Source organism: Leptospiraceae bacterium, from assembly GCA_025059995.1.
GTDB lineage: Bacteria > Spirochaetota > Leptospiria > Leptospirales > Leptonemataceae > SKYB61.
Window position 1 is genome coordinate 119,530 of record JANXCF010000001.1, and the last position, 20,586, is coordinate 140,115.

The 20,586-nt window shown below is 35.7% G+C and carries 20 protein-coding genes; 12 read left to right on the forward strand and 8 right to left on the reverse strand.

Annotated features, from left to right (window positions below; all coding sequences use genetic code 11):
* The first annotated feature begins 69 nt into the window (after positions 1 to 69).
* Genes NZ853_00525 through NZ853_00535 form a run of 3 tightly spaced genes read left to right on the forward strand, consistent with a single transcriptional unit; the run spans position 70 to position 1,369 of the window.
* Entirely contained in the window at positions 70 to 612 is a 543-nt protein-coding gene (locus NZ853_00525) for an N-acetylmuramoyl-L-alanine amidase (GenBank protein ID MCS7204161.1), read from the forward strand.
* 50 nt (positions 613 to 662) lie between these two features.
* Positions 663 to 1,010, forward strand: coding sequence for a DUF190 domain-containing protein (locus NZ853_00530; GenBank protein MCS7204162.1), 348 nt, complete (start codon positions 663 to 665; stop codon positions 1,008 to 1,010).
* Positions 1,007 to 1,369 (forward strand): CrcB family protein, encoded by a 363-nt coding sequence (locus NZ853_00535; protein MCS7204163.1) that lies wholly within the window; start codon positions 1,007 to 1,009, stop codon positions 1,367 to 1,369. Before NZ853_00530 ends, NZ853_00535 begins: the two co-directional genes overlap by 4 nt.
* Before the next feature lie 3 nt (positions 1,370 to 1,372).
* Here the strand turns inward: NZ853_00535 and gcvT are convergent, their stop codons facing one another.
* Positions 1,373 to 2,479: a glycine cleavage system aminomethyltransferase GcvT gene (gcvT, locus tag NZ853_00540; protein MCS7204164.1), complete on the reverse strand. Its 1,107-nt coding sequence runs from the start codon at positions 2,477 to 2,479 to the stop codon at positions 1,373 to 1,375.
* A gap of 162 nt (positions 2,480 to 2,641) precedes the next feature.
* Between gcvT and NZ853_00545 the strand changes: the two genes are divergently transcribed.
* Positions 2,642 to 2,953, forward strand: a complete 312-nt coding sequence (locus NZ853_00545) for a hypothetical protein (GenBank protein ID MCS7204165.1) — start codon at positions 2,642 to 2,644, stop codon at positions 2,951 to 2,953.
* 362 nt (positions 2,954 to 3,315) lie between these two features.
* On the opposite strand, the gene xseA is transcribed toward NZ853_00545, so the two are convergent.
* Genes xseA through NZ853_00565 form a run of 4 tightly spaced genes read right to left on the reverse strand, consistent with a single transcriptional unit; the run spans position 3,316 to position 8,158 of the window.
* A complete protein-coding gene (gene xseA, locus NZ853_00550; protein MCS7204166.1) occupies positions 3,316 to 4,605 on the reverse strand; it encodes an exodeoxyribonuclease VII large subunit in 1,290 nt (429 codons plus the stop codon).
* Positions 4,595 to 5,731, reverse strand: a complete 1,137-nt coding sequence (locus NZ853_00555; protein MCS7204167.1) for an AI-2E family transporter — start codon at positions 5,729 to 5,731, stop codon at positions 4,595 to 4,597. Before NZ853_00555 ends, xseA begins: the two co-directional genes overlap by 11 nt.
* Positions 5,724 to 6,176 carry a hypothetical protein gene (locus tag NZ853_00560; GenBank protein MCS7204168.1) on the reverse strand — a complete coding sequence of 151 codons (453 nt, stop codon included), beginning with the start codon at positions 6,174 to 6,176 and terminating at the stop codon, positions 5,724 to 5,726. Before NZ853_00560 ends, NZ853_00555 begins: the two co-directional genes overlap by 8 nt.
* Positions 6,173 to 8,158 (reverse strand): helicase, encoded by a 1,986-nt coding sequence (locus NZ853_00565; protein ID MCS7204169.1) that lies wholly within the window; start codon positions 8,156 to 8,158, stop codon positions 6,173 to 6,175. Before NZ853_00565 ends, NZ853_00560 begins: the two co-directional genes overlap by 4 nt.
* Here NZ853_00565 and lepB point away from each other — a divergent pair.
* From lepB to aspS, 4 genes are read left to right on the forward strand one after another with little or no spacing between them, the layout of a single operon-like run.
* The gene (gene lepB / locus NZ853_00570; GenBank protein MCS7204170.1) at positions 8,157 to 9,005 is read left to right on the forward strand and encodes a signal peptidase I; all 849 of its coding nucleotides are present in this window, start codon (positions 8,157 to 8,159) and stop codon (positions 9,003 to 9,005) included. The two genes, NZ853_00565 and lepB, sit on opposite strands and share 2 nt — an antisense overlap.
* Positions 8,995 to 10,887, forward strand: coding sequence for a penicillin-binding transpeptidase domain-containing protein (locus NZ853_00575; GenBank protein MCS7204171.1), 1,893 nt, complete (start codon positions 8,995 to 8,997; stop codon positions 10,885 to 10,887). The genes lepB and NZ853_00575 overlap by 11 nt, the downstream gene beginning before the upstream one ends.
* Positions 10,871 to 11,506, forward strand: a complete 636-nt coding sequence (locus NZ853_00580; GenBank protein MCS7204172.1) for a GDSL-type esterase/lipase family protein — start codon at positions 10,871 to 10,873, stop codon at positions 11,504 to 11,506. The genes NZ853_00575 and NZ853_00580 overlap by 17 nt, the downstream gene beginning before the upstream one ends.
* A 55-nt stretch (positions 11,507 to 11,561) precedes the next feature.
* Positions 11,562 to 13,400, forward strand: a complete 1,839-nt coding sequence (gene aspS, locus NZ853_00585; protein MCS7204173.1) for an aspartate--tRNA ligase — start codon at positions 11,562 to 11,564, stop codon at positions 13,398 to 13,400.
* Here aspS and NZ853_00590 read toward each other — a convergent pair.
* The gene (locus NZ853_00590) at positions 13,374 to 14,606 is read right to left on the reverse strand and encodes an MFS transporter (GenBank protein ID MCS7204174.1); all 1,233 of its coding nucleotides are present in this window, start codon (positions 14,604 to 14,606) and stop codon (positions 13,374 to 13,376) included. The two genes, aspS and NZ853_00590, sit on opposite strands and share 27 nt — an antisense overlap.
* 296 nt (positions 14,607 to 14,902) lie before the next feature.
* Here NZ853_00590 and umuD point away from each other — a divergent pair, with 296 nt between their 5' ends.
* The 4 genes from umuD to thiH all read left to right on the forward strand — a co-directional run bounded on the left by umuD (position 14,903) and on the right by thiH (position 18,756).
* Positions 14,903 to 15,340, forward strand: a complete 438-nt coding sequence (gene umuD, locus NZ853_00595; GenBank protein MCS7204175.1) for a translesion error-prone DNA polymerase V autoproteolytic subunit — start codon at positions 14,903 to 14,905, stop codon at positions 15,338 to 15,340.
* Positions 15,315 to 16,622, forward strand: a complete 1,308-nt coding sequence (locus tag NZ853_00600; protein ID MCS7204176.1) for a Y-family DNA polymerase — start codon at positions 15,315 to 15,317, stop codon at positions 16,620 to 16,622. Before umuD ends, NZ853_00600 begins: the two co-directional genes overlap by 26 nt.
* A gap of 133 nt (positions 16,623 to 16,755) precedes the next feature.
* Positions 16,756 to 17,610, forward strand: coding sequence for a thiazole synthase (locus tag NZ853_00605; GenBank protein MCS7204177.1), 855 nt, complete (start codon positions 16,756 to 16,758; stop codon positions 17,608 to 17,610).
* Positions 17,611 to 17,613: 3 nt separating this feature from the next.
* Entirely contained in the window at positions 17,614 to 18,756 is a 1,143-nt protein-coding gene (gene thiH, locus NZ853_00610; GenBank protein ID MCS7204178.1) for a 2-iminoacetate synthase ThiH, read from the forward strand.
* 1 nt (position 18,757) lies between these two features.
* On the opposite strand, the gene NZ853_00615 is transcribed toward thiH, so the two are convergent.
* A complete protein-coding gene (locus tag NZ853_00615; GenBank protein MCS7204179.1) occupies positions 18,758 to 19,447 on the reverse strand; it encodes an HAD family hydrolase in 690 nt (229 codons plus the stop codon).
* Entirely contained in the window at positions 19,434 to 20,570 is a 1,137-nt protein-coding gene (bioB, locus tag NZ853_00620; protein ID MCS7204180.1) for a biotin synthase BioB, read from the reverse strand. Before bioB ends, NZ853_00615 begins: the two co-directional genes overlap by 14 nt.
* Positions 20,571 to 20,586 lie beyond the last annotated feature (16 nt).

The following is a 20,586-nucleotide window of genomic DNA, read 5'->3' on the forward strand; positions in this document are numbered from 1 at the left end:
TTTTATTGAAAAATTCATAAAAACATTGTTTCCCAGAAAATAAGATTTGAAACTGACATCTTGAGCCCCATGAAATCAAAGCTCAAATTCTATTTTACCTTCTTCCTGATCTTTGTTTTTGCTTTTTGGCTTTTGAAGTATCTATGGGAAGAAAAACGATGGCGATATATTGTTATTCATCATTCTGCTTCAGATATTGGAAATTTAGAATACTATAAAAAACTTCACCAAGAAGAAAAAGGTTGGGATAACATAGCATATCACTTTGTCATCAACAATGGAAGCATGGGAACTATACCAGGACAAATTGAAGAAAGTGAATTATGGAAAAAAAGAAAAAGCGGTTATTCCACGAAAAATTGGCTTGTAAATACTTTTGGAATTTCCATCGTAATTGTAGGGAACTTAGAAGAACATCCACCACTTCCACAGCAATACGAAGCTCTACTGAATTTAGTGTTTCAACTCTCAAAAAAATACGACATTCCTCCAGAGCGAATTTTTGGACATCGAGAAATCCAAAACACAAAATGTCCGGGAAAACACATCAACATGGCGAAACTTCGAAAAGAAATTGAAGAAATGCACAAACGACAAGATAACATAAGATAGATACTTTGCTTCAATTCTTGACTAATCAAATCAATAAACAAAATAGAAACATGCATGAAGAAAAAGAACTAGTTCTTCTTCGAATTTTTCTAACAGACAAGGACAAACTAAAAGGCAAGCCTGTGTATAATTTACTTTTAGAAAATTTTCTAAAAGAAGGGATTGCGGGAGCTACGGTATTTCACGGAATAGCAGGGTATGGGGCAAAAAAAATCATTCACTCCGCTGGGATTTTGGATGTTTCTGATGCTTTGCCAGTAGTAGTTGAAGTCTGCGACACCTCAGAAAGCATCCAAAAAGCATTAGAAATCACAAAAAAAATTTTTTCCGAAGCGAAGGTTGGTGGGTTTTTGACATACGAAAAAGCAAAAGTGATTCTCTTCAAGGAGGAGGCATGAGTTTTTTTCTTGTTTTTTTTGCTGGTGGTATTGGTTCGCTTTTGCGTTTTTTAATATCCAGAATGAGCGCAAAATACCTCCCCTTGTTTCCTTTGGGAACCATTCTTGCCAACACCATAGGAATGTTTTTGATCGGTTTTTTTTCAGTCATCATTATTGAAAGAAATCTTATCGTTTCTCCCTATAGAGAAATGATTTTAGTGGGATTTTTGGGCGGACTTACTACTTTTAGTTCCTTCGGATATGAAACTTTTTACCTGATGAATCAAGGTCGTTGGTATGAACTTTTTCTTTATTTGGTTGGCAACTTTGTTGTTGGTTTTTCTCTTTTTTTCTTAGGTCGTCTGATCGCAAAATAGCTTTTATTTTTTCTTCACTGAACCCTTAACAAAAGGAGGTTTGATAGTATAGGCTCTTTGTTTTTTCCCTCGAATTTCGATGTGGATTTCTTTTTCTGGTTCTTTATACAAGAAAGGAAGAAAAGCTGTTCCTATTCCTTTTTTTAAAATGGGCGAGTAGCTCCCACTCAAAACCACACCAATCTCAAGACCACTTGTCGGATCAAAAACCAAATTCCCTTTTCGTGGGATGGCAAAATCTGACATCAAAAATGGTATCACCATTTTCTCTGGGTTTGATTTTTTTTGAAGTAGCAATTTTTCTTTCCCATAGTATGAGATTTCTTTTTCTTTTACCACCCATCCTATGCCAGACTCAATGGGCGTTTTTTCTTCGTCCAGTTCGTTTCCGTAGAGAGGATACACGGCTTCTAATCGTAAGCTATCCCTCGCTCCAAGTCCACAAGGAATCACACCCTTTTTGAAAAAAGTTTCCCACAATTCCAAAATGACAGAATGTTCAGACAAAAATTCAAAACCATCTTCTCCCGTGTATCCTGTTCTTGCAATTCGTAGAGTTGAGTTGCTGTATTCAACATCTATAAAGTGATAATACTGCAATTCTTTGATGTAGTTTTTTTGAGTAGGAAATACTTCTACTGCTATTTCTTCAGCCTTTGGACCTTGGAGTGCTATCATGGAGATTTCTTCACTTAAATTCTGGATCTCCACTTGATGTTCTTTTTTTTCATTTCGTAAGTAGTCATAAATCTTTTGCGTATTTGCGGCATTCACAATCAAAAAAAATGAGTATTGATTTTCTCTAAACATCGTCACATCATCCTTTACACCACCTTCGGGATTTAAAATGACGCTATATCGGATTTGACCTATTTTCTGATCTGCTACGAAATTTGGTGTTAGTTGTTCCAAAAATTGAATCACATCTTTTCCTTGAATTCGAATTTCCCCCATGTGAGAAACATCAAACATTCCTACGTGATTTCTCACAGCAAGATGCTCTTCGATAATGGATTGGTATTGAATAGGCATTTCCCATCCCGCAAACTCCACCATCTTGGCTTTTTGACTTATATGAAAAGAATACAAACTCGTCTTTTTCAGTTCCATAGGAAAGAATTTAGATCAAAAAATAAAAACAAAAACTAAAGCAAACTTTTTTTGATTCGCATATGGTTTGAATCATCCTATCGAATTATGGTAGGCATGATAGGTATGGTAGAAAATAAAAATTTTGCCCTCTTTTTTTAGCAAAGTAGAACAAAAATTCATGTGCCATTGTCAAAATCAAAAAAATGTATATTCTCTTATCTTCAAAACTTATCAATTCAATTTTTCGAAAGGAAAAAAGAAAAACAAACATTAATACCAACGAATTTTCATCTAACAAAAGCATGCAATTACAAGTGTATCTATTGCTATGCTACTTTTGAAGATATCAAAGAAAAGGGTCTTTCTTTTGAAGAACAAAAAAAGCTCATCTCTCTTTTGGCAGATTACAAAGCTTTTAGAAAAATCAATTTTGCCGAAGACGAAACCATTTTAGTCCCACACATAAAAGCATGCGAAAAAGTTGGGTTTTGAAACTAGTCTAGTCACTAACGGAAATAGGATCAATCCAGATTGGATAAAGGAAATGAAAAATTATCTCGATATATTTTGGTTTTGAGTATCGATAGCCTAGATCATCAAACTAATTTATCGATTGGAAGAAAAACCTCCAAGAATCATACACTAAATAAAAATAGAAGTTGCTAAAACATGCCATACTCATAATATAAACTCGAAGATCAACACCGTAGTAAGTAAATACAATAAAAACGAAATATTTACTTCTTTTATCAATGAAGTTAAAACTTATTATGTAGAATTAGTAAAAAAACGCTTAAAGAAAACGAATGAAAAGAATTTATAAAATGAAAATGAGAATTCCTTAAATCCTTTTATCATTTAAAAAAAGTATCTGAGATTCGATGGATTTTCTTTACGAGTACTTTCACATATCCACCTGAGAGGTGGATGTATAGTTCTTCTTTTTCTTTGATTTCTTCTATGGATTTTTTGATTTGCTGATCCTTGCTTCTCACTATCGCATAGCCTTTTTCAAGCGGGAGTAGGGGATTTAGGAATTCAATTTTTTCATTTAGAATTTGAAATTTTGAAAAAATCTTGAGGAAAACTTTTTCTGCAAATACAAAGAGGGATTTTTCCAAATTTTCGAATCTGTTTTGGGATTTTTCTAAGATTTTCTCAGGATGAGTAAAAATGACTCTCTGGGATAAAGCAGTAAATTTCGTTTCTTTGGATTTTATCTTATTTAATGAGCTGAATTCGATTTGTCGTTGGTATCCATCAAGTTTTTTCATGATTTCCGAAACATCAGGGACAGAAATTTCAACTGCTTTTGTGGGGGTGATTGCTGATTTATCTGCAGCTAAATCAGATAAAGGTTTATCGATTTGATGTCCAACAGCAGAAACTATAGGAACTTGAGAATTTGCAAAAGCACGAACTACAATTTCACTACTGAAAGCAATCAAGTCCTCAAAAGAACCACCACCTCTCCCAGCAATGATGACATCTACTTTTCTTTGATTCAAGAGTTGGATGGCTTGAGCGATACTTTCCTCTGCTCCTTTCCCTTGAACAAAACACGGTGCTATGACAATGTTAATAGGAGGAAAACGTTTTCTTGCAGACTGAACGATGTCTCGTAAAGCCGCACCAAACAACGAAGTAGCTACTCCCAAGGTTTTGGGGTACTTTGGCAATTCTCGTTTTCTTGCCTCATCAAATAAACCTTCCTTTTGGAGGGTTTCTTTTAGCTCCTCTATTTTTTTGAGTACTTCTCCTTTATCTAAAACAACGGAAAAACTCCTCACAATAAACTGGCATCTTCCATTTTTATCGAATAAAGTGATATATCCCAGAGCTCGTATTTTCCTTCCATCTTTCAACTCAGAGTTGTCTTTTATGGAGCTTGAATTGAATATGACACAATCCAAGGTTACATCATTTTCTTTTAAAGAGAAAAATATTTTGTCATTGTGGGGTTTGTAATTGACTATTTCTCCTTCAATCCAAATGTTTTTGAATTCACTTTGAGAGGTAATCAACTTCTTTATTTGGCTCAGGATTTGTTTTGGTGTATATACATTCTCTTCCCACTGCAGGGGAGTTTGAGTTATGTCAATTTGATTGATTACGCTGTAACTCTCGATAGTATTAATTTCCATTCTTTGACTCCGATGCGATTTCAGACTCTTTTTTGAGTTTTCTACTTGTTATTGTTCTCCATAGAATAATAAAAACGGACAAAATCAAAGGTCCTAAAACAATCCCAACGGCACCAAATTCCTTCAAACCCCCTAGGATTGCGAAAAACAACACTACCGATGAAATCCCCAGTTTTTTGTCTAAAATCTTTGGCTTTACGATATTTTCTAAAATCAAGTAAGAAGCATAGCAATACAAACCCAACACCACGCTGGCAATCAGATCTTTTTTGATAAAGTATAAATAAAGGGAAGCTGGGATCCAAACAAATCCCGTCCCAATCACGGGAATGACAGAAACCAACGAGGCAATAAACCCATACAAAATAACATTAGGAATGCCAGTAACGAAAAATCCCAACGCCAAAAAAAAACCTTGTAATATAGCAATCAAAACGTTTCCTAAGAGAATTGACGACATCGTGAGCTTGATTTGGTTTTTTAATTCATCAATCAGTTCTCTATCAAAAGGAGAAATATCAAGAAGTGTGTTATAAAGTTTGTCACCATCTCGAAAAAGAAAATAAAGAATCAAAAAGCCAAACAAAAGATAAACTATGATTTTCAACGTAATCTCTAAACTCAACAAGAACACGTTATAGGCACCACCTACAATTGTGGGAAAGTTGATCCTATCTAAATAGCTTCCATATTCCATTAAAAAGTTATCCAAGCGATTTAGAAAAGTCACCCAAAAAAAGGAATCCTTTGTAAAAAACTCAACAAGTGAGTCAAAGTGAAGAAACAATAAAAACAAGCTCCCGGTTTCTATACCCTCTCGAACCAAAAAGACAAAATCAATGATTTGTTGAACCAACAAAACAAAAAAAATCGAAAGTGGGGTGATGATTAAAGTTATAATTACTACTATACTTGCGAGGGAAGCAAGATCTTTGTTTTTTAGAGTTTTTTGAAGTTTTTTGTTATAGCCATCCAGGGTGGAATACAAAAGGACGGCAATCAAGAAGGACCAAAAAAAAGCACGCAAAGTGTAGAATGCCAAAAATACCGAGCCCAGCAAAATCAACATTAAAATCAAAATTTGAAAAAACAACTGAAAGTTTTTGGTTGATGTGTTATCATTCATCGGTGCTTTTCTTTATGAACATTTTTACTTTTATCGGAAAGGTTTTTTCGATCAAAACACTCAAGTTTCGATTAAAAAAATCTTGAGCATTGATGAAGTAAAATTGCTTCTCTTTTGATTTGATTTGTTTAGACTGAAGAACCTGCCAACCATAATCCCGTAATAACGATAAATAATCATTCACAACCTCCTCGTAATTCTGATGAGGGAATTCAAGCCGGATGGCGTATTGTTCAGGGGACCAAAATCCCATTCGTTCTAAATACAGAAAATGAGTTACTTTCGCTTCTGTTGGTATCAGAGCTATGGGAAAACCACTTTGGATGATTTCATTGGTTTCTGGATTTTTATACAAAAACAAATAATCAGAAATTACTAATTTCTCGCTTTTTTGGTGATTACATTGCAAAAGCAATAAAAAGAAGAAAAACTTCCAAAGTTTCATCGATAAAGCTTTACTAATAAATTCATCTTTTCTGCCAATTCAATTAACTCGGGAATGGCTTCTTGTTCGATTATAATAGTGTTTGGGGTTAGTTGTTCTATAATATAATCTTTGTTGGAAATTTGCCCAATCAAAAGCTCCATATGTTGTGATTCTTTTGTTTTTACCACCACACATTCATCGGTGATGGTTACTAAGGGGAGATTGTTTTTCCACTCATTGATAGAAAAAAGCAGGTTTTGAGGCAAATCTGTGGGGGATACTTCTTTTAAAAAATTTATAAAATCATTTGGATCCTCTTTCATCAAGAGAGCAAGGAAGAAAGAATCTCGCGTGAATTGAAATGTGTAAATGTTTTCGAAAGATTTTAGTTCACAAAAAGTTTTTAAATAATAGAGTCCTGAGAGGGATAATTTTTCTGGAAAGGCAATGATAGATAAATCAGGGTTAACGTAAACTCCACCTTTTTGATTTTCTTTTTTTAAGGGTTCTTTCTTAACCATGTGTAATCCTAATTTTGAAAAACTAATCCAACGATCGGGATATTCTACTTGCAAATATCCAAAAAGCTGAAGATAAAAAAGAGCTGACACTAATTCTTTCTCATAAGCGGAAAGACGTTCAGAAAAATCCTTCATGGTAAAATCATTTTTTAAAATAATGTTTTCTCTAATGAGTAATGCCATGATTACGTAATAAATATTTCTTTCTTGTTTTAACAACGTTTTCACTACACTCTGAAAAACCTTCTTCTTGTAAAAAGGAACATGAACTGGTTCAAAAACTTCTTCGTAGCGCACCAGTTTTTCTTCTATTTCTTCGATGGCTTTTAGAGTTTTCTTCAGGATTTCTAGTGGATCTTTTTTCAATAGGTCTTCCCAGTCGTTTCGTAAAACTACGTCGTCTTTTTTGATCCGAAGGATGTCCAGAACACGCATGATAGATAAAGTCAGTTCAATTTGATAGATTTGACTTTTTTCTTTGAATAATTGAATGTCAACGGGAAGAAGAATATTTTCTGTATCTCGTAGGTCAGTCTGTTTTAACTTTCCTGATTTCGATAAAGTAATTCCACGTTTGAGGATATAAGCGATTGTCCTTTTGATGTTGATAAAGAAATCCAATTGATTGTCGGTGATTTTTTCTAATGATTTTTTTACTCCTTTGGGAGCTTTTGGAACAATTGGATTTTTGACAATGTAGTCGAATACATCTGCTGGCATAACAAGAATTCGAACAAATCGTTCCTCCACGAAGAATTCATCAATAAGCAAAAGCTGTTTATGGAGTTTGATTATTACTTCTTCCCAATGGAGTTTATGTTTATCTATGATTTCTCTTGCAGTGTTTATTTCTAATATTCCTCCTTGTTTGAAGGCAGCTAAGACTAACTCTTCTTCTACTTCATTGAGCTCACCAATCAGTTTTGCTATGTTTTCTTGGATTTGAGTATCAGTGAGTTTTTCATGAGTCTGCCAAATGGGATTTAAGGTATTTAACTTTCCTTCTTTTCTTATTCGTTCAATAACATCAATTATTCGTTGTTGAAAGATTTCTTGTGGTTTTCTTTCAGTAAATTGAATGGCATTAACACTTTGTGGATACGCATAGTATCTATCTAAGGTATTAGTAAGTCGCTCTCGGTTTTTTCTTTGGTATACCAAAAAATATCGCTTTAAAACCCCTAACTCTACTTCTGCATTGTTGGGGGGTAGAGAGAATTTTCTTGCAATCTCTCCTAATGTTAAAACTTTATCTTTAACAGAGAGGATTTCTAAATATATTTGGATTTGTATCGAGCTTAACTTTTCTAATATGCCCTTTACGTAAAACTCATCCGACATTACAGCCATTAAAGTTTTGATTTGATTTTTTTTATCCTTGGGAATTTTTTTTATGTTCCAAATCGTCAATAAACGCTTGAGTGTATTCCCATCAATTTTTAAAAGTTCCACCAATAGTGGATTTTCTTCAGGTTTCATGATTGTTTTGTTCATAACGATGGATAAAAAGAATATCCTAATCAAGATTCTGAAAACTTTTTCGTTTGTAAAGTCTTTTTTTTATTTGATTTTGATTTTATTTTTTATCAATCTTTTTCTTCTTCATGGGTATTGGTTTTGGTTCCTTCCCCCTTCGTTGATTTTTGGTATTGGAATTACGTTTTACATAGCTTTTGTTGTTGGATTCTATTTCCTCTCGAGTAGGTTTCGATTCCTTCGACCATTTCTGTTGGTTCTCTTTCTTATCTTTTTGATCAAAACCTATGGGATTGATATAAGCCTCGTCAGAGGAAAAAGCATGGAACCTACTCTCCGGGAGTTTTCTTTCATTGTCGTGGATAAATTTTTCTACAACTGGAATCTATCTTATTTTTTGTTTTTTTTTACAGGTAAATCACAGCTCAAGCTTCCTTTTTTCAATCATGCGGTTGAGAATTTGCAAGTTGGCGATCTTGTTGTGTTTGATTTCCCTGATCCTATCACAAAAAATCGAACATGGATCAAGAGACTCATTGCCAAAGAAAATGACACCTATGCCTTCAAAGACAAAAAACTTTATATCAACGAAAAAATCTTTCCTATCTACCAACAAATTGATTTCTTGCCAGAAGCTCACTCTACGCCAATCTTCGAATTACCTCCTGAACTAAAGAGCTACCCACCCCATATACAGTATTACTTCACCTCAGGAATAAGAAAATCAGGCATAGTCCCCAAAGACACGTTTTTACTTTTAGGAGATAATCACACTTTTTCTCGAGATAGTCGGATTTTTGGCTTTATTCCTAAAGATCGCATTATCGGAAGAGTGATTTATGTCTTTTGATTTGAATAAATCACAAAGACGGTTGTTTTTTGTGGTTGGAATTTTTATTTTTCTTTTTGTTGTGGTTTTCATTCGAATTATTTATCTTAGTGAGATTTTCCAAGAAAACAAACCAAGAGAAGGAACCAAAAAAATCCTTCGTGGTTCAATTTTAGACAGAAAAGGGATGAGTTTGGCAATCACAGAAGAAGCCAGCACCATCGGCATCAATCCCAAGGAAATCATGTTCCCAGAAAAAACTGCCAAACTACTTGCTGGATATTTAAACTTAGATGCAAATGGCATTTTACAAAAACTTTATCTTCATCAAAACCGAAATTATTTTCTTTTGGAAAGGAGAATTGATAATTATGTTGCTGAGTTGATTTTGGATTTACGTCTTCCCGGAGTTTATCGTGATTTTGAGTATAAACGTGTTTACCCAGCTAACCGCTTAGCCTCAAACCTGATTGGATTTGTGCAAAACGACACAATGGAAGGCATTGCAGGCATTGAAAAATATTACGAAGATGTGCTCACCACACCTGATGATATCCATAAAGGAGTTTCAATCCAACTCACAATTGATTCTTTTTTACAAAATGAGCTCGAGAAGGTCCTGATTGAGTTTTATGAAAAATCAAAGGCAAGCAAAGCCATAGGCATTCTGATGGACAATGAATCAGGAGAAATCTTAGCTATGGCAAATATCCCGAATTATAATCCGAATGAATACTACAAAGAAGATGCGATAAAAAAATCTAATTGGGCAATTTCTTATGCAATTGAGCCAGGATCTTTGATGAAACCATTTTTTGCTGCGATGCTAATCAACGAAAAACCAGATATCACAGAAAAATATGTTCATTGTGATGGGGAGTATCACTTCAAAACTGGTAGTATTCGCTGTCTTCGTGATGGAAAGATTGTTGCTCATGGAAAAGTAAACTTAGAAAAAATCATTGAGGTTTCTTGTAATGTGGGTATTGCTCAGCTAACAAAAGAACTCAGCAAAGAACAAATCCTCAAGTATTTGACGGAGTTTGGTTTTGGAAATCCCACGGGAGTTGTTCCTGAGCGCTTCGAGCACTCAGGCTATGTACCCAAGCTTAGCAATTGGGTGGAGTCTCACTACTACTATCTTCCGATCGGACAAGGTATGTCAGCAACCCCCATTCAAATTCTTGCTGCTTTCAATGCATTAGTAAGCAATGTCTGGATAAGACCCATTTTGGTAAAAGCCATCCTTTCTGAGAAAAAAGGGGTTTTAGAAAGATCTAACCTTGTAGTCAAAAACCTTTCCTTGCGAAGAAAAACCACCGACGAAATCAAACACTACCTCTCAAACGTAGTAGAAAAGGGAACAGGAAAGTTAGCAAAAGTGGATTTTCTTTCGGTGATTGGAAAAACGGGTTCAGCTCAAAAATCCACACCTTTTGGTTATTCTGATTATTATACCGTATCGTTTGTTGGAGCTTTTCCTTACCCAAAACTGAAGTATTCTCTTTTGATTATTTTTGATGATGTGGGTCCATCATACACAGGAGGGAGTTTAGCAGCCCCTGCTTTTTCGAAGTTCCTTACGAGAACAAAAAATTATCTTTTTTCTCCTGTTAAAAATCAAAAGGTTTTAATTACAAAAGATTTAAGTGAAAAGATTGATTTTAAAGACCTTGAGGGTTCTTCAGATAAAATCCCTAATTTCGAAAAACGTTCTTTAAAAGAAATCCTTTATTGGAAAAGCAAGGTTTTGGATGTTTATAACGAAAATCAAAAGACCAAAATCACATTAGAAATTTATGGTAGTGGCTACGTAACGAAACAAATCCCTCCACCTGGCACAGTTCTGAAGGAAACCAAAAAAATCCAACTATATCTCAGTAAAGATGTCCATCTACAGTAATTTTAGTTTATTTTTGATTGCTTTTGTATTTTCTTGCTCTATGCATCAAAAGAATCAAAAGCACATATTTTTTTTGGGTGATAGCTTGACGTATGGATATATGGTTCATCCTTCCTATTCATATCCAGCTATTATTGAAAGAAAACTGCGGGAGCGAAAGATAATTAATTCTGACGTAGTGATTACAAAAGTGGGAATTCCCGGAGATACCACAGGCTTAGCTTTAGAACGACTGGAATACCAACTTCGCTTACATAAACCTGCTATCGTTGGAGTTATTTACCTGGGAGCCAATGACTTTTTCTACGAAATCCCTACAAAGGAAACCTTAGAAAATTTTAGAAAAATTATAAAATTATTTTATCAATATAATTCAGAGATAAAACTGTTTCTTATAGAATTTGATCCTATCTTTGAACCCCGAAAGTCAGAATACCAAAACATGTATCAAAAACTCAAACAAGAATACAAAGATTTGGAGCTCATACCTGATGTCTTGAGGGAAATTGTGCAAAATCCATCCCTTACCTTAGGAGATAGAATCCATCCTAACGAAAAAGGATACATCCTCATGGCAGAAAAAATTTATCCCTATATCGAGAAATCACTAAGAAAATAAATTTATCTTTTGAATTTTTATTTCTCATGATAAAGTTAATAAAAAAACTTACCCTATGATTTCTCAAGAAAAAGCTATTGTTGATACCAAACAAAAAGAAGTAATTGATTTTATTTATCGTCATCGTATACCATGCGGAAGCCTGCGAGCAGAAAATGAAGGAGAGCAGGTTCACTTAGTAGGATGGGCATTTCGTTATCGAGATCAAGGAGGTATTATCTTTGTAGACCTTCGAGACCGTTCAGGGATTGTCCAAATTGTCTTCGAGGAGTCTTTTTTGTCAAATTATGAGCTCGCAACCACTATTCGATATGAATATGTTTTAGCCATCAAGGGGAAAGTAAAGAAACGAAGTCCACAAACCATAAACCCTAAACTTCCCACAGGAGAAGTAGAAGTTTTTGTGGAGGAATTTTACATTTTAAACACATCAAAAGCGCTTCCATTCGGCTTGGATGAATATAGTCAAGTAGGGGAAGAAGTTCGGCTTAAATACCGATACTTGGATTTACGTAGAGATGACATGCAAAAAGCCATCATCACGAGATCAAAACTGAATTTAGCCATTCGCAAATTTTTAGACTTCCACAATTTCTTAGAAATCGAAACTCCGATTTTGAACAAATCCACACCTGAAGGAGCTCGAGATTTTTTAGTTCCATCACGTTTGCAACCCGGCAAATTCTATGCTTTACCCCAATCCCCGCAGTTATTCAAACAAATTTTGATGGCAAGCGGTTTTGAGCGATATTATCAAATTGCGAAGTGCTTTCGAGATGAAGATTTACGAGCCGACCGACAGCCTGAGTTCACACAATTAGACATCGAGATGAGTTTCATTAACGAAGACATGATCATGAACCTGATGGAAGAACTTTGGCGAAGTGTAGTAAAAGAAATCTTTGATATCGATCTTCCTAATCCTTTTCCGAGAATTTCCTACAAAGAAGCTATGGAGTTCTATGGTTCTGATAAGCCTGACCTACGCTTTGATATGAAATTGGTGGATATAGCCGACATTGCCGAAAAATCTGAGTTTCAGGTCTTCAAAAATGCATTGGAAAAAAAAGGAAGAGTCAAAGCATTACGAGTGCCCGGAGGTGGTGTTCTTTCTCGAAAAGATATCGAAGACTTAACAGAATGGGTAAAAAAAGACTTCAAGGCAGGAGGACTTGCCTGGATGAAACACGAAGAAGAAGGGTTAAAATCCTCCATCACAAAATTTTTCAGCGATGAATTGCTAAGCGAACTCATCAAGAGAACTAACTCAAAAGTAGGAGACATTTTGTTTTTTGCTGCTGACAAAGATAAGATAGTTCATAATACTTTGGGTAATTTGAGGATACACTTAGCAAAACGTTTTGGCTATATTCCTGAAAATCAATATGCTTGTTGCTGGGTGGTAAATTTTCCACTTTTTGAAAGGAACTTAGAAACAGGAGAATTGGAAAGTGTCCACCATCCTTTTACATCACCGGTCGAAGAAGATTTGGAACTTCTTTTGGATGATGAAAAGTTTCAGAAATACGGAGAAAACATTCGATCTCGTGCTTATGACATGGTCATCAATGGGGTTGAAGTTGGAGGTGGTTCTATCCGAATTCACAACGAAAAAGTACAGTTAACAGCACTAAAACGTTTAGGAATTTCTGAAGAAGAAGCTCGGGAAAAATTCGGCTTTTTGTTGGATGCATTGTCTTTTGGTGCACCTCCCCATGGAGGGATCGCTTTTGGACTGGATAGAATCTTGGCTTTATTTTTGGGACGGGATTCCATTCGAGACGTAATAGCTTTTCCCAAGACTCAAAGAGGAATGTGCTTGATGTCTGGAACTCCTTCTGAAGTAGAAGTCAATCAACTCCAAGAATTACGAATCCGTGTGTTTAAAACGTAAAGGGTAATAAAAAAACAAGATTTGATTGATGATCATTCCCATCAGAGCGAACGAAGAACTCAAAAGCCATATTGTGAGAGGCGAGGAAGAAAAAAATTCTTGAATCCATCCAGCTATCAAAGGTCCGATACTCCAGCCCAACGAACGCATAAACCCCATAAAGCTTGAGGCATAAAAGTTTGTGATGTTTTCTTGGTGATTTTTTTCTTTTGCATAAATGCTCGCAATGGCATAAACGGGACTCACCCCTAAGAGCTCCCCTAACGTCACTATCACAATACACAAGATAAGAAATGGAAAACCCCAATCAGGAGAATACCCACCCACAAGAGAAAAGCCAACAAAGTACAAAAACAATCCCAGCTGAGAAGCCAAAGGAAGATTTTTTATTTTAACAGAAATAGGGATTTGAAGTATCACGACCATCACGCCATTAAGAAAATACAACTTTCCTAAATCCACTTTGGAGATTTGAAAGTGATTCGTCAAATACATAGCCAAGGGAGTAATCAGTAAGGACATCATGATGAAAAGATTCAAAGAGTTCAAGGAAAAAAATAAGAACTTACGATTTCGAAAAAGGTTTATGAAGTTATATGTGATTTCATGTTTAACTTGTTTGGGTTCAGGAAGCCCCCATAGAATAAGAAACGCACAAATCAGAACAATAAGAAAAGTTCCAAAAAATGGCAAAGCATAATGGGTTTCTACGAAAAATCCTCCCACCAACGGACCCAAGGACCAACCAATGTTCATTCCCACACGATGGATACTCACCGCAATGTGACGTTTTTCTTCTTCAGATGACGTTAGAATCAGGGATTCCATAGGAGAGATGGTTATCCCAAGAAGAAAGTGATTCAAAAACAAAAAAGGGAAAAAGAAATAATAAGGTGCATGAATCAAAATCAAAACACCAATTGTTAAGTAATTCATTGAGCGAAGGAATAAACTTCTTGTGATTAAAAACTTTTCGTTGAATCTCTTGATGAGCGTTCCTGCAAATAGCCAGCCCACTAAGCCAAACAACATGCTCAAGCTCGAGATGGTTCCAACAATCCCCACAGAGAGCTGATGCTTCTCCAATAGATACAAGGGAATAAACATGTTTGCCATTGTGTAGCCAAATGCGAGAAGCGTCCGAACAAACGTAAGAAAGTAGACTTCTTTCAACGAATAAACACTCACTGGGAATAAAAAATTCACACTCTCATTGGCGAAAAACGATTTTTTGGTTATCCCAAATCCAAAACTCAAGAAACAACATCAAAACAAACACCAACAAAACAAACTTCAGTTCCCACAACTACGAGACTCAAAAATAACGAACAATTCACAGGATCTGATGGGTTCACAAAGAAGCTTTTACGAGCATGCCATAATCAGGAAAGATAGTAAATTTTTTTAAAAAAATTATTTAAAACAAATTTTTGATTTTATTTTTAATACTAAATAAATGTTGACTAGTATTTGTTTAGTATTTAAATGTCGATATGGAGAATATGGAAAAGAAGGGATTTCATCCATACTATAGTCGAACTTACTTTAAGCTTGATGAAGAATTATATAACAAGCTTTTGCCAATTAGTTATTCTGGGTTTCCAAGTCCTGCTGAGGATTTTTTAGAAAGAAGGATTGATTTGAATTCTCTACTGATTCGAAATCCCAAAGCCACGTTTTTCATGAAAGTTCAAGGAAATAGCTATGACCAACTAATACGAGATGGAGACATCATTATTATTGATTGTTCATTGACACCCATCTCAGGAGATTACGTGATTGCAGTGTTGGAAGGCGAGTTTCTCATAAGAAAAATCATAAAGAAAAATAATAAATTTTACATAATAAACCTAAACTCCGAAGAAATCGAAATCCAAGATTCTGGAGATTTCGAAATCTGGGGAGTGATCACATATGTCATACATTCCACAAGAAAATAAAGTCTTTGGTCTGGTGGATGCTAATAATTTTTATGCGAGCTGTGAGCAAGCCCTCAACCCCAAACTCAAAAACAAGCCCGTGATCGTTTTATCCAACAACGATGGATGTGTGATTTCCCGCTCAAAAGAAGCAAAAGCTCTGGGCATCCAAATGGGACAGCCTGCCTTCGAAATTCGGGATCTGATCGAGAAACATCAGGTTCACGTTTTTTCTAGCAACTTCACGCTATATGCTGATTTTAGTTATCGATTTCATGAAATCTTGAGTTTGTTTTTTCCCAATGTGGAGGTTTATTCTGTTGATGAAAGTTTTGTTGATTTTAGCGGACTTCAGGGCTTTGATATTACATCTTATGCTCATTTCGTGAGAAATGAAATTTATCGATGGATTAAAATCCCAACATGCATTGGGATTGGAAGAACTAAGACCTTAGCAAAATTAGCAAACCGCTATGCAAAAATGTATCCTGAAACCAATGGAGTATTCAACTCACTTCAACGAGAAGAATTTCTTCTCAAAAGCATGCCCATTGAAGAGGTATGGGGAATAGGAAGAAAATTATCAGAATTTTTAAAGAAGAAAGGAATCACAACAGCTTACCATCTCATTCAACAAAATGATTATTGGATTCGAAAGAACTTAAAAATCACAGGCTTGAGGATGGTAAAAGAACTCAGAGGCTATGCTTGTTATGATCTGGAAGAATTTGACCCTCACAAAAAAAGCACCATTGTTTCTCGTTCTTTTGGAAATCCCGTTCAGGATTTCGATGAACTCTGCGAAGCTCTATTGGTATTTTGTGAAAAACTCTCAGAAAAATTACACCATCAAAAACAACAAGCAACCTTCTTGGGAGTATTCATCAAAAGTAATCCTTTCGATAAAAAGGAACCTTATTACTCCAACTATCGAGTAAAAAAGTTAGAAACTCCCGCATACACTATCAGAGAGCTCTATCACCACGCAAAGGAGTTGTTATCCTCCATCTACCAAAGCAAAATGAAATACAAAAAAATGGGAGTCATGGCACTGGGATTAGTTCCCATCAAAGACTTTCAAAACGATCTTTTTCAATACCAAAGCGAAGAAAAACGAGAAAAAGAAAAAAAACGAAATGAAACTATCCTAAAACTCCTCAAAGCCTATAATCATAGTGGGAGGCAAAAAATCCAATTTGCAAAAAACCTACAATCCCACTCTTCATGGAAACCTAAGCAGCTCCGATTATCCCAGCGATATACAACAAACATAGAAGAAATCCCCATAGCTTACATAAAATGAGCATAAACATATTCACAAGACCCAAGACCTTTTTTTGATTGCTTAATTTGACTAATGCGGTTTTTTTATTACTTTGAAGCATATGAAAGCATCCCTTGACTCAAAAGAAACTCTAAGAACCCATTTAGAAAAAATGATTGAAGATCAGTTTCAACGTGATCCTAAACCCTTAAAGATTGCCAACCGAACCTTTAAATCCCGTCTTTTCGTTGGCACAGGAAAATTCTCCTCTACCAAAAGCATGAGGGATGCGATTGAACTATCATGCACAGAAATGGTTACGGTAGCTCTGCGTAGGATTGACTTAACCAAACCAATGGAAGAAGAAGACATTATTGCTTCGTTGGATCTAACTAAGATTCAATTGCTTCCTAATACCTCAGGAGCAAGGGATGCAGAAGAGGCTGTTCGTTTGGCACGGATTGCCCGAGAGATGGGAGGTGGCAACTGGATTAAGCTAGAAGTCACACCTGATCCGTATTATTTACTTCCTGATGGAAAAGAAACCCTCAAAGCCACAGAAATCTTAGTAAAAGAAGGGTTCGTGGTTCTTCCTTACATCCAAGCAGATCCCATTTTAGCAAAACAACTACAAGAAGCAGGTGCTGCTACCGTAATGCCCTTGGGTTCCCCAATTGGTTCTAATCAAGGAATACGCACGAAAGAAAGCATCAAAATCATCATTGAGCAAGCAGAGGTTCCCGTTGTGATTGATGCTGGATTGGGATTACCCTCTCACGTGGCAGAGGCATTCGAAATGGGAGCTGACGCTGTGCTTGTAAATACGGCGATCGCAATTTCAGTTCATTCTGGATATTCTGCTTTTTCGTTTGCTTTGGCGACTTTAGCTGGAAGAGAAGCTTATTTAAACGGTATTTATGGAAATACCAATGCAAGAACTCTGGAACTTTCTTATGAAAGTAATACATGGAAAAAGGCAAGTGCATCCAGTCCTTTGACTGGCTTTTTAGACGAAGAAAACCGTTAATCTATGCAAGAAAAAGAATTCAGCCACTACATACAAAATTATCCCTTCAAAGAAGTTCAACAAAGAATTTATTATCTAAACGAAGAAAAAAATCACACTCAAAAAACAATTGAAAGAATCATCGAAAAAACTTACCAAGACGAACACATACGTTGGGATGAATTTTTATATCTCCTCACAAAGCCAGCATTAGACTACATCGAAGAATTAGCTCAGATTGCTCAAAGAATCACTCGAAAACGATTTGGAAAAACAGTTCTCCTATACGCACCCTTATATTTATCAAACGAATGTAAATCCATCTGCACTTATTGTGGTTTTCGTTATGATAATCCCATCAAAAGAAAAACTCTCACCGTTGAAGAAGCCATCCAAGAAGCCATGATACTTCACTCCCAGGGAATTCGCCACATTTTACTTTTGACTGGCGAGGACTATCGAAATACCCCCATCTCGTATATAGGAGAAGTAGCTGAAAAACTACAAAGACATTTTTCTTCCATTGGAATCGAAATCTATCCTTTAAAACAAAACGAATATGAATACTTGCGAACCAAAGGCGTGGATAGCTTGACTATCTACCAAGAAACTTACGATCCTGAACGATATAGAGAAGTCCACCTTCAAGGAGTCAAACGAAGGATGGAATTTCGTCTTAATTGTCCCGACCGAGCTGGCAAGGCAGGATTACGTAGAATTGGGATCGGAGCTCTGCTCGGACTCTCAGACCCTCAAACAGAAGTAGCAATGGTGGGACTTCATGCTCAATACTTACAAAAAAGATACTGGAAAACACAAATCACGGTTTCTTTGCCCCGATTGCGTCCCGCAGAAAACATCAAAAATGTTCCTTTGATTTCTGATTCTCTTTACGCTTTGTTTTTCATTGCTTTGCGTATTTTCTTGCCTGACGTGAGTTTGATCCTTTCCACACGAGAATCCCCCCGATTTCGTGATAACATGATTCCCATTTGTATCACTCAAATTTCCGCTGGATCAAAAACAGAACCCGGCGGTTACAGTGGTTATGACACTACTGAACAATTCCATATTTCTGATACTAGAAGTGTTGCTGATATAGTTAATATGCTCAAACAAAAAGATTTGGATCCTGTCTTTACGGATTGGGTCTATGTGATGAAGTAAATTACTCTTGAAGGATTTTTAAAAGAACCTTTAGAGAACTAAATTGCTTGATGGAATAATTAGGTTGATAACCATTCAGTTTCCCATAACCATACATAGCAAATATGGATTTTACATTTGCATTTTTTGCTGAGAGTATATCTGTATAATGATCGCCTACAACAATGATTTCATCTTCCGACAAATTCCAGTCTTGCTGAATCTTTTTGATTCCATTAGGCTTGGGCTTTTTGTATTCTTCTACATCTCCTGAGAGAATGTGAGAAAAATATTTCTCCAAATCCAATTGCTTTATGATCTTTTTCGTAAAATAATCAGATTTATTCGTGAGTATGGCAAATTTATACCGATCACGAAATTCCTCCAAGAAATCTACCACACCCTCATATGGTTTGGTCAGATTAACGCAATTTCGATCATAAAGCTCAAAGAAATACTGGAAAACAATTTGAAAAAGTTTTTCTTTTTCTTCCAGAGAGATTTTTTGTTGGTTATATAAGTCATTCAACGTTTTTTCAATTAATGATTTCATTCCATCTCCAATGAATCCTTTGATAATATCAGTGGGAATTTTTTCCAATCCTACCTTTTGAAGTCCGTAGTTCACACTATTTGCTAAATCAGGCAAAGTATCAATAATCGTCCCATCCAAATCAAAGATAATCCCTTTAATAATCTTAGTTTTTCGCATGATCAAAATAAGGTCTTAGTTCTTTTAAAGTTTTAAGCTCCATTTCTTTTCGATAAATAAGCATTTGTTCTTTTTCTTGAGAGTCCATTTCCTTTAAAATCTGATCCTTCAAGGCTTGAATGGTTGTTTCAGTTTTTGGATCCAATTGAAAGCCATTAAGGTAGATCATTTTGATGGTCTCATATGCCGAAGAACCACGAACATTCAAATATCCCGAAACAAACAAAGAATTAGCCACCCTCAAGCCAATGGGTTGTTTTTCTTTCAAATAAAGTTCTCTACCAGCGGCAATTCGTAGTTCTGCTTGAGGATTCATCAAACGATACAAAGAAAGAATCTTCAAGCATTCTTCTGGAGTAAAGGTTTCATAATTTTGTATTTGATGCCCAGGAACAGGAAGGAAAAAATTCACAGGTATCGATTCCACACGAAATTCATTGAGTTTTAATCCTACTTCGATTCTATCCTCGAGGGTCTCTCCCATCCCTACGATCACTCCACTACACAAACCAATGGAGCTTTGAGAGATGTTTTTCAGGGTTTTTTCTCTATCTTCGTAAGTATGGGTAGTAGCAATGTTTGGATAATGACGTCTCGAAGTATTAAGATTGTGATTGTATCGATCCAATCCAGCCTCTGCCAAAATCTTTGCGCTCGTAGGATCCTCTACAATCCCTGCGCTCAGACAAACTTTAATTCCTATTTCTTCGATGATTCTTTTTATTATGTTTGCATAAAACTGTGCCATTTTCGGGTTGATACCTCTACCAGCTGTGACCAAACAATATCGATAAGCTCCATTTCGTTTGGCTTCTTCTGCTTCTTTGAGGATTTCTTCTTCGCTCTTCAAGCTGTAAGTAGGTATACCACTTGCTGATTTTCTTTGAGCACAATAACCACAATCCTCTCCACAATTTCCATTACGAATATTATTGATGACATGAACTAAAACATAATTTTGATGATAAAACTTTCTTACAATCTCTGCTAAGGAAACCAATTCTTCATAATCTTCTTTATATAGATCCAGTGCTTCGTTAAAGGAAATCAAACTATCGGGATTATGGGGATCCTTTTTTATTCTCTCATATATGCGCTTATTTAATTCTTTGAGTAAAGTCATAGGTTTTCCTTGATGT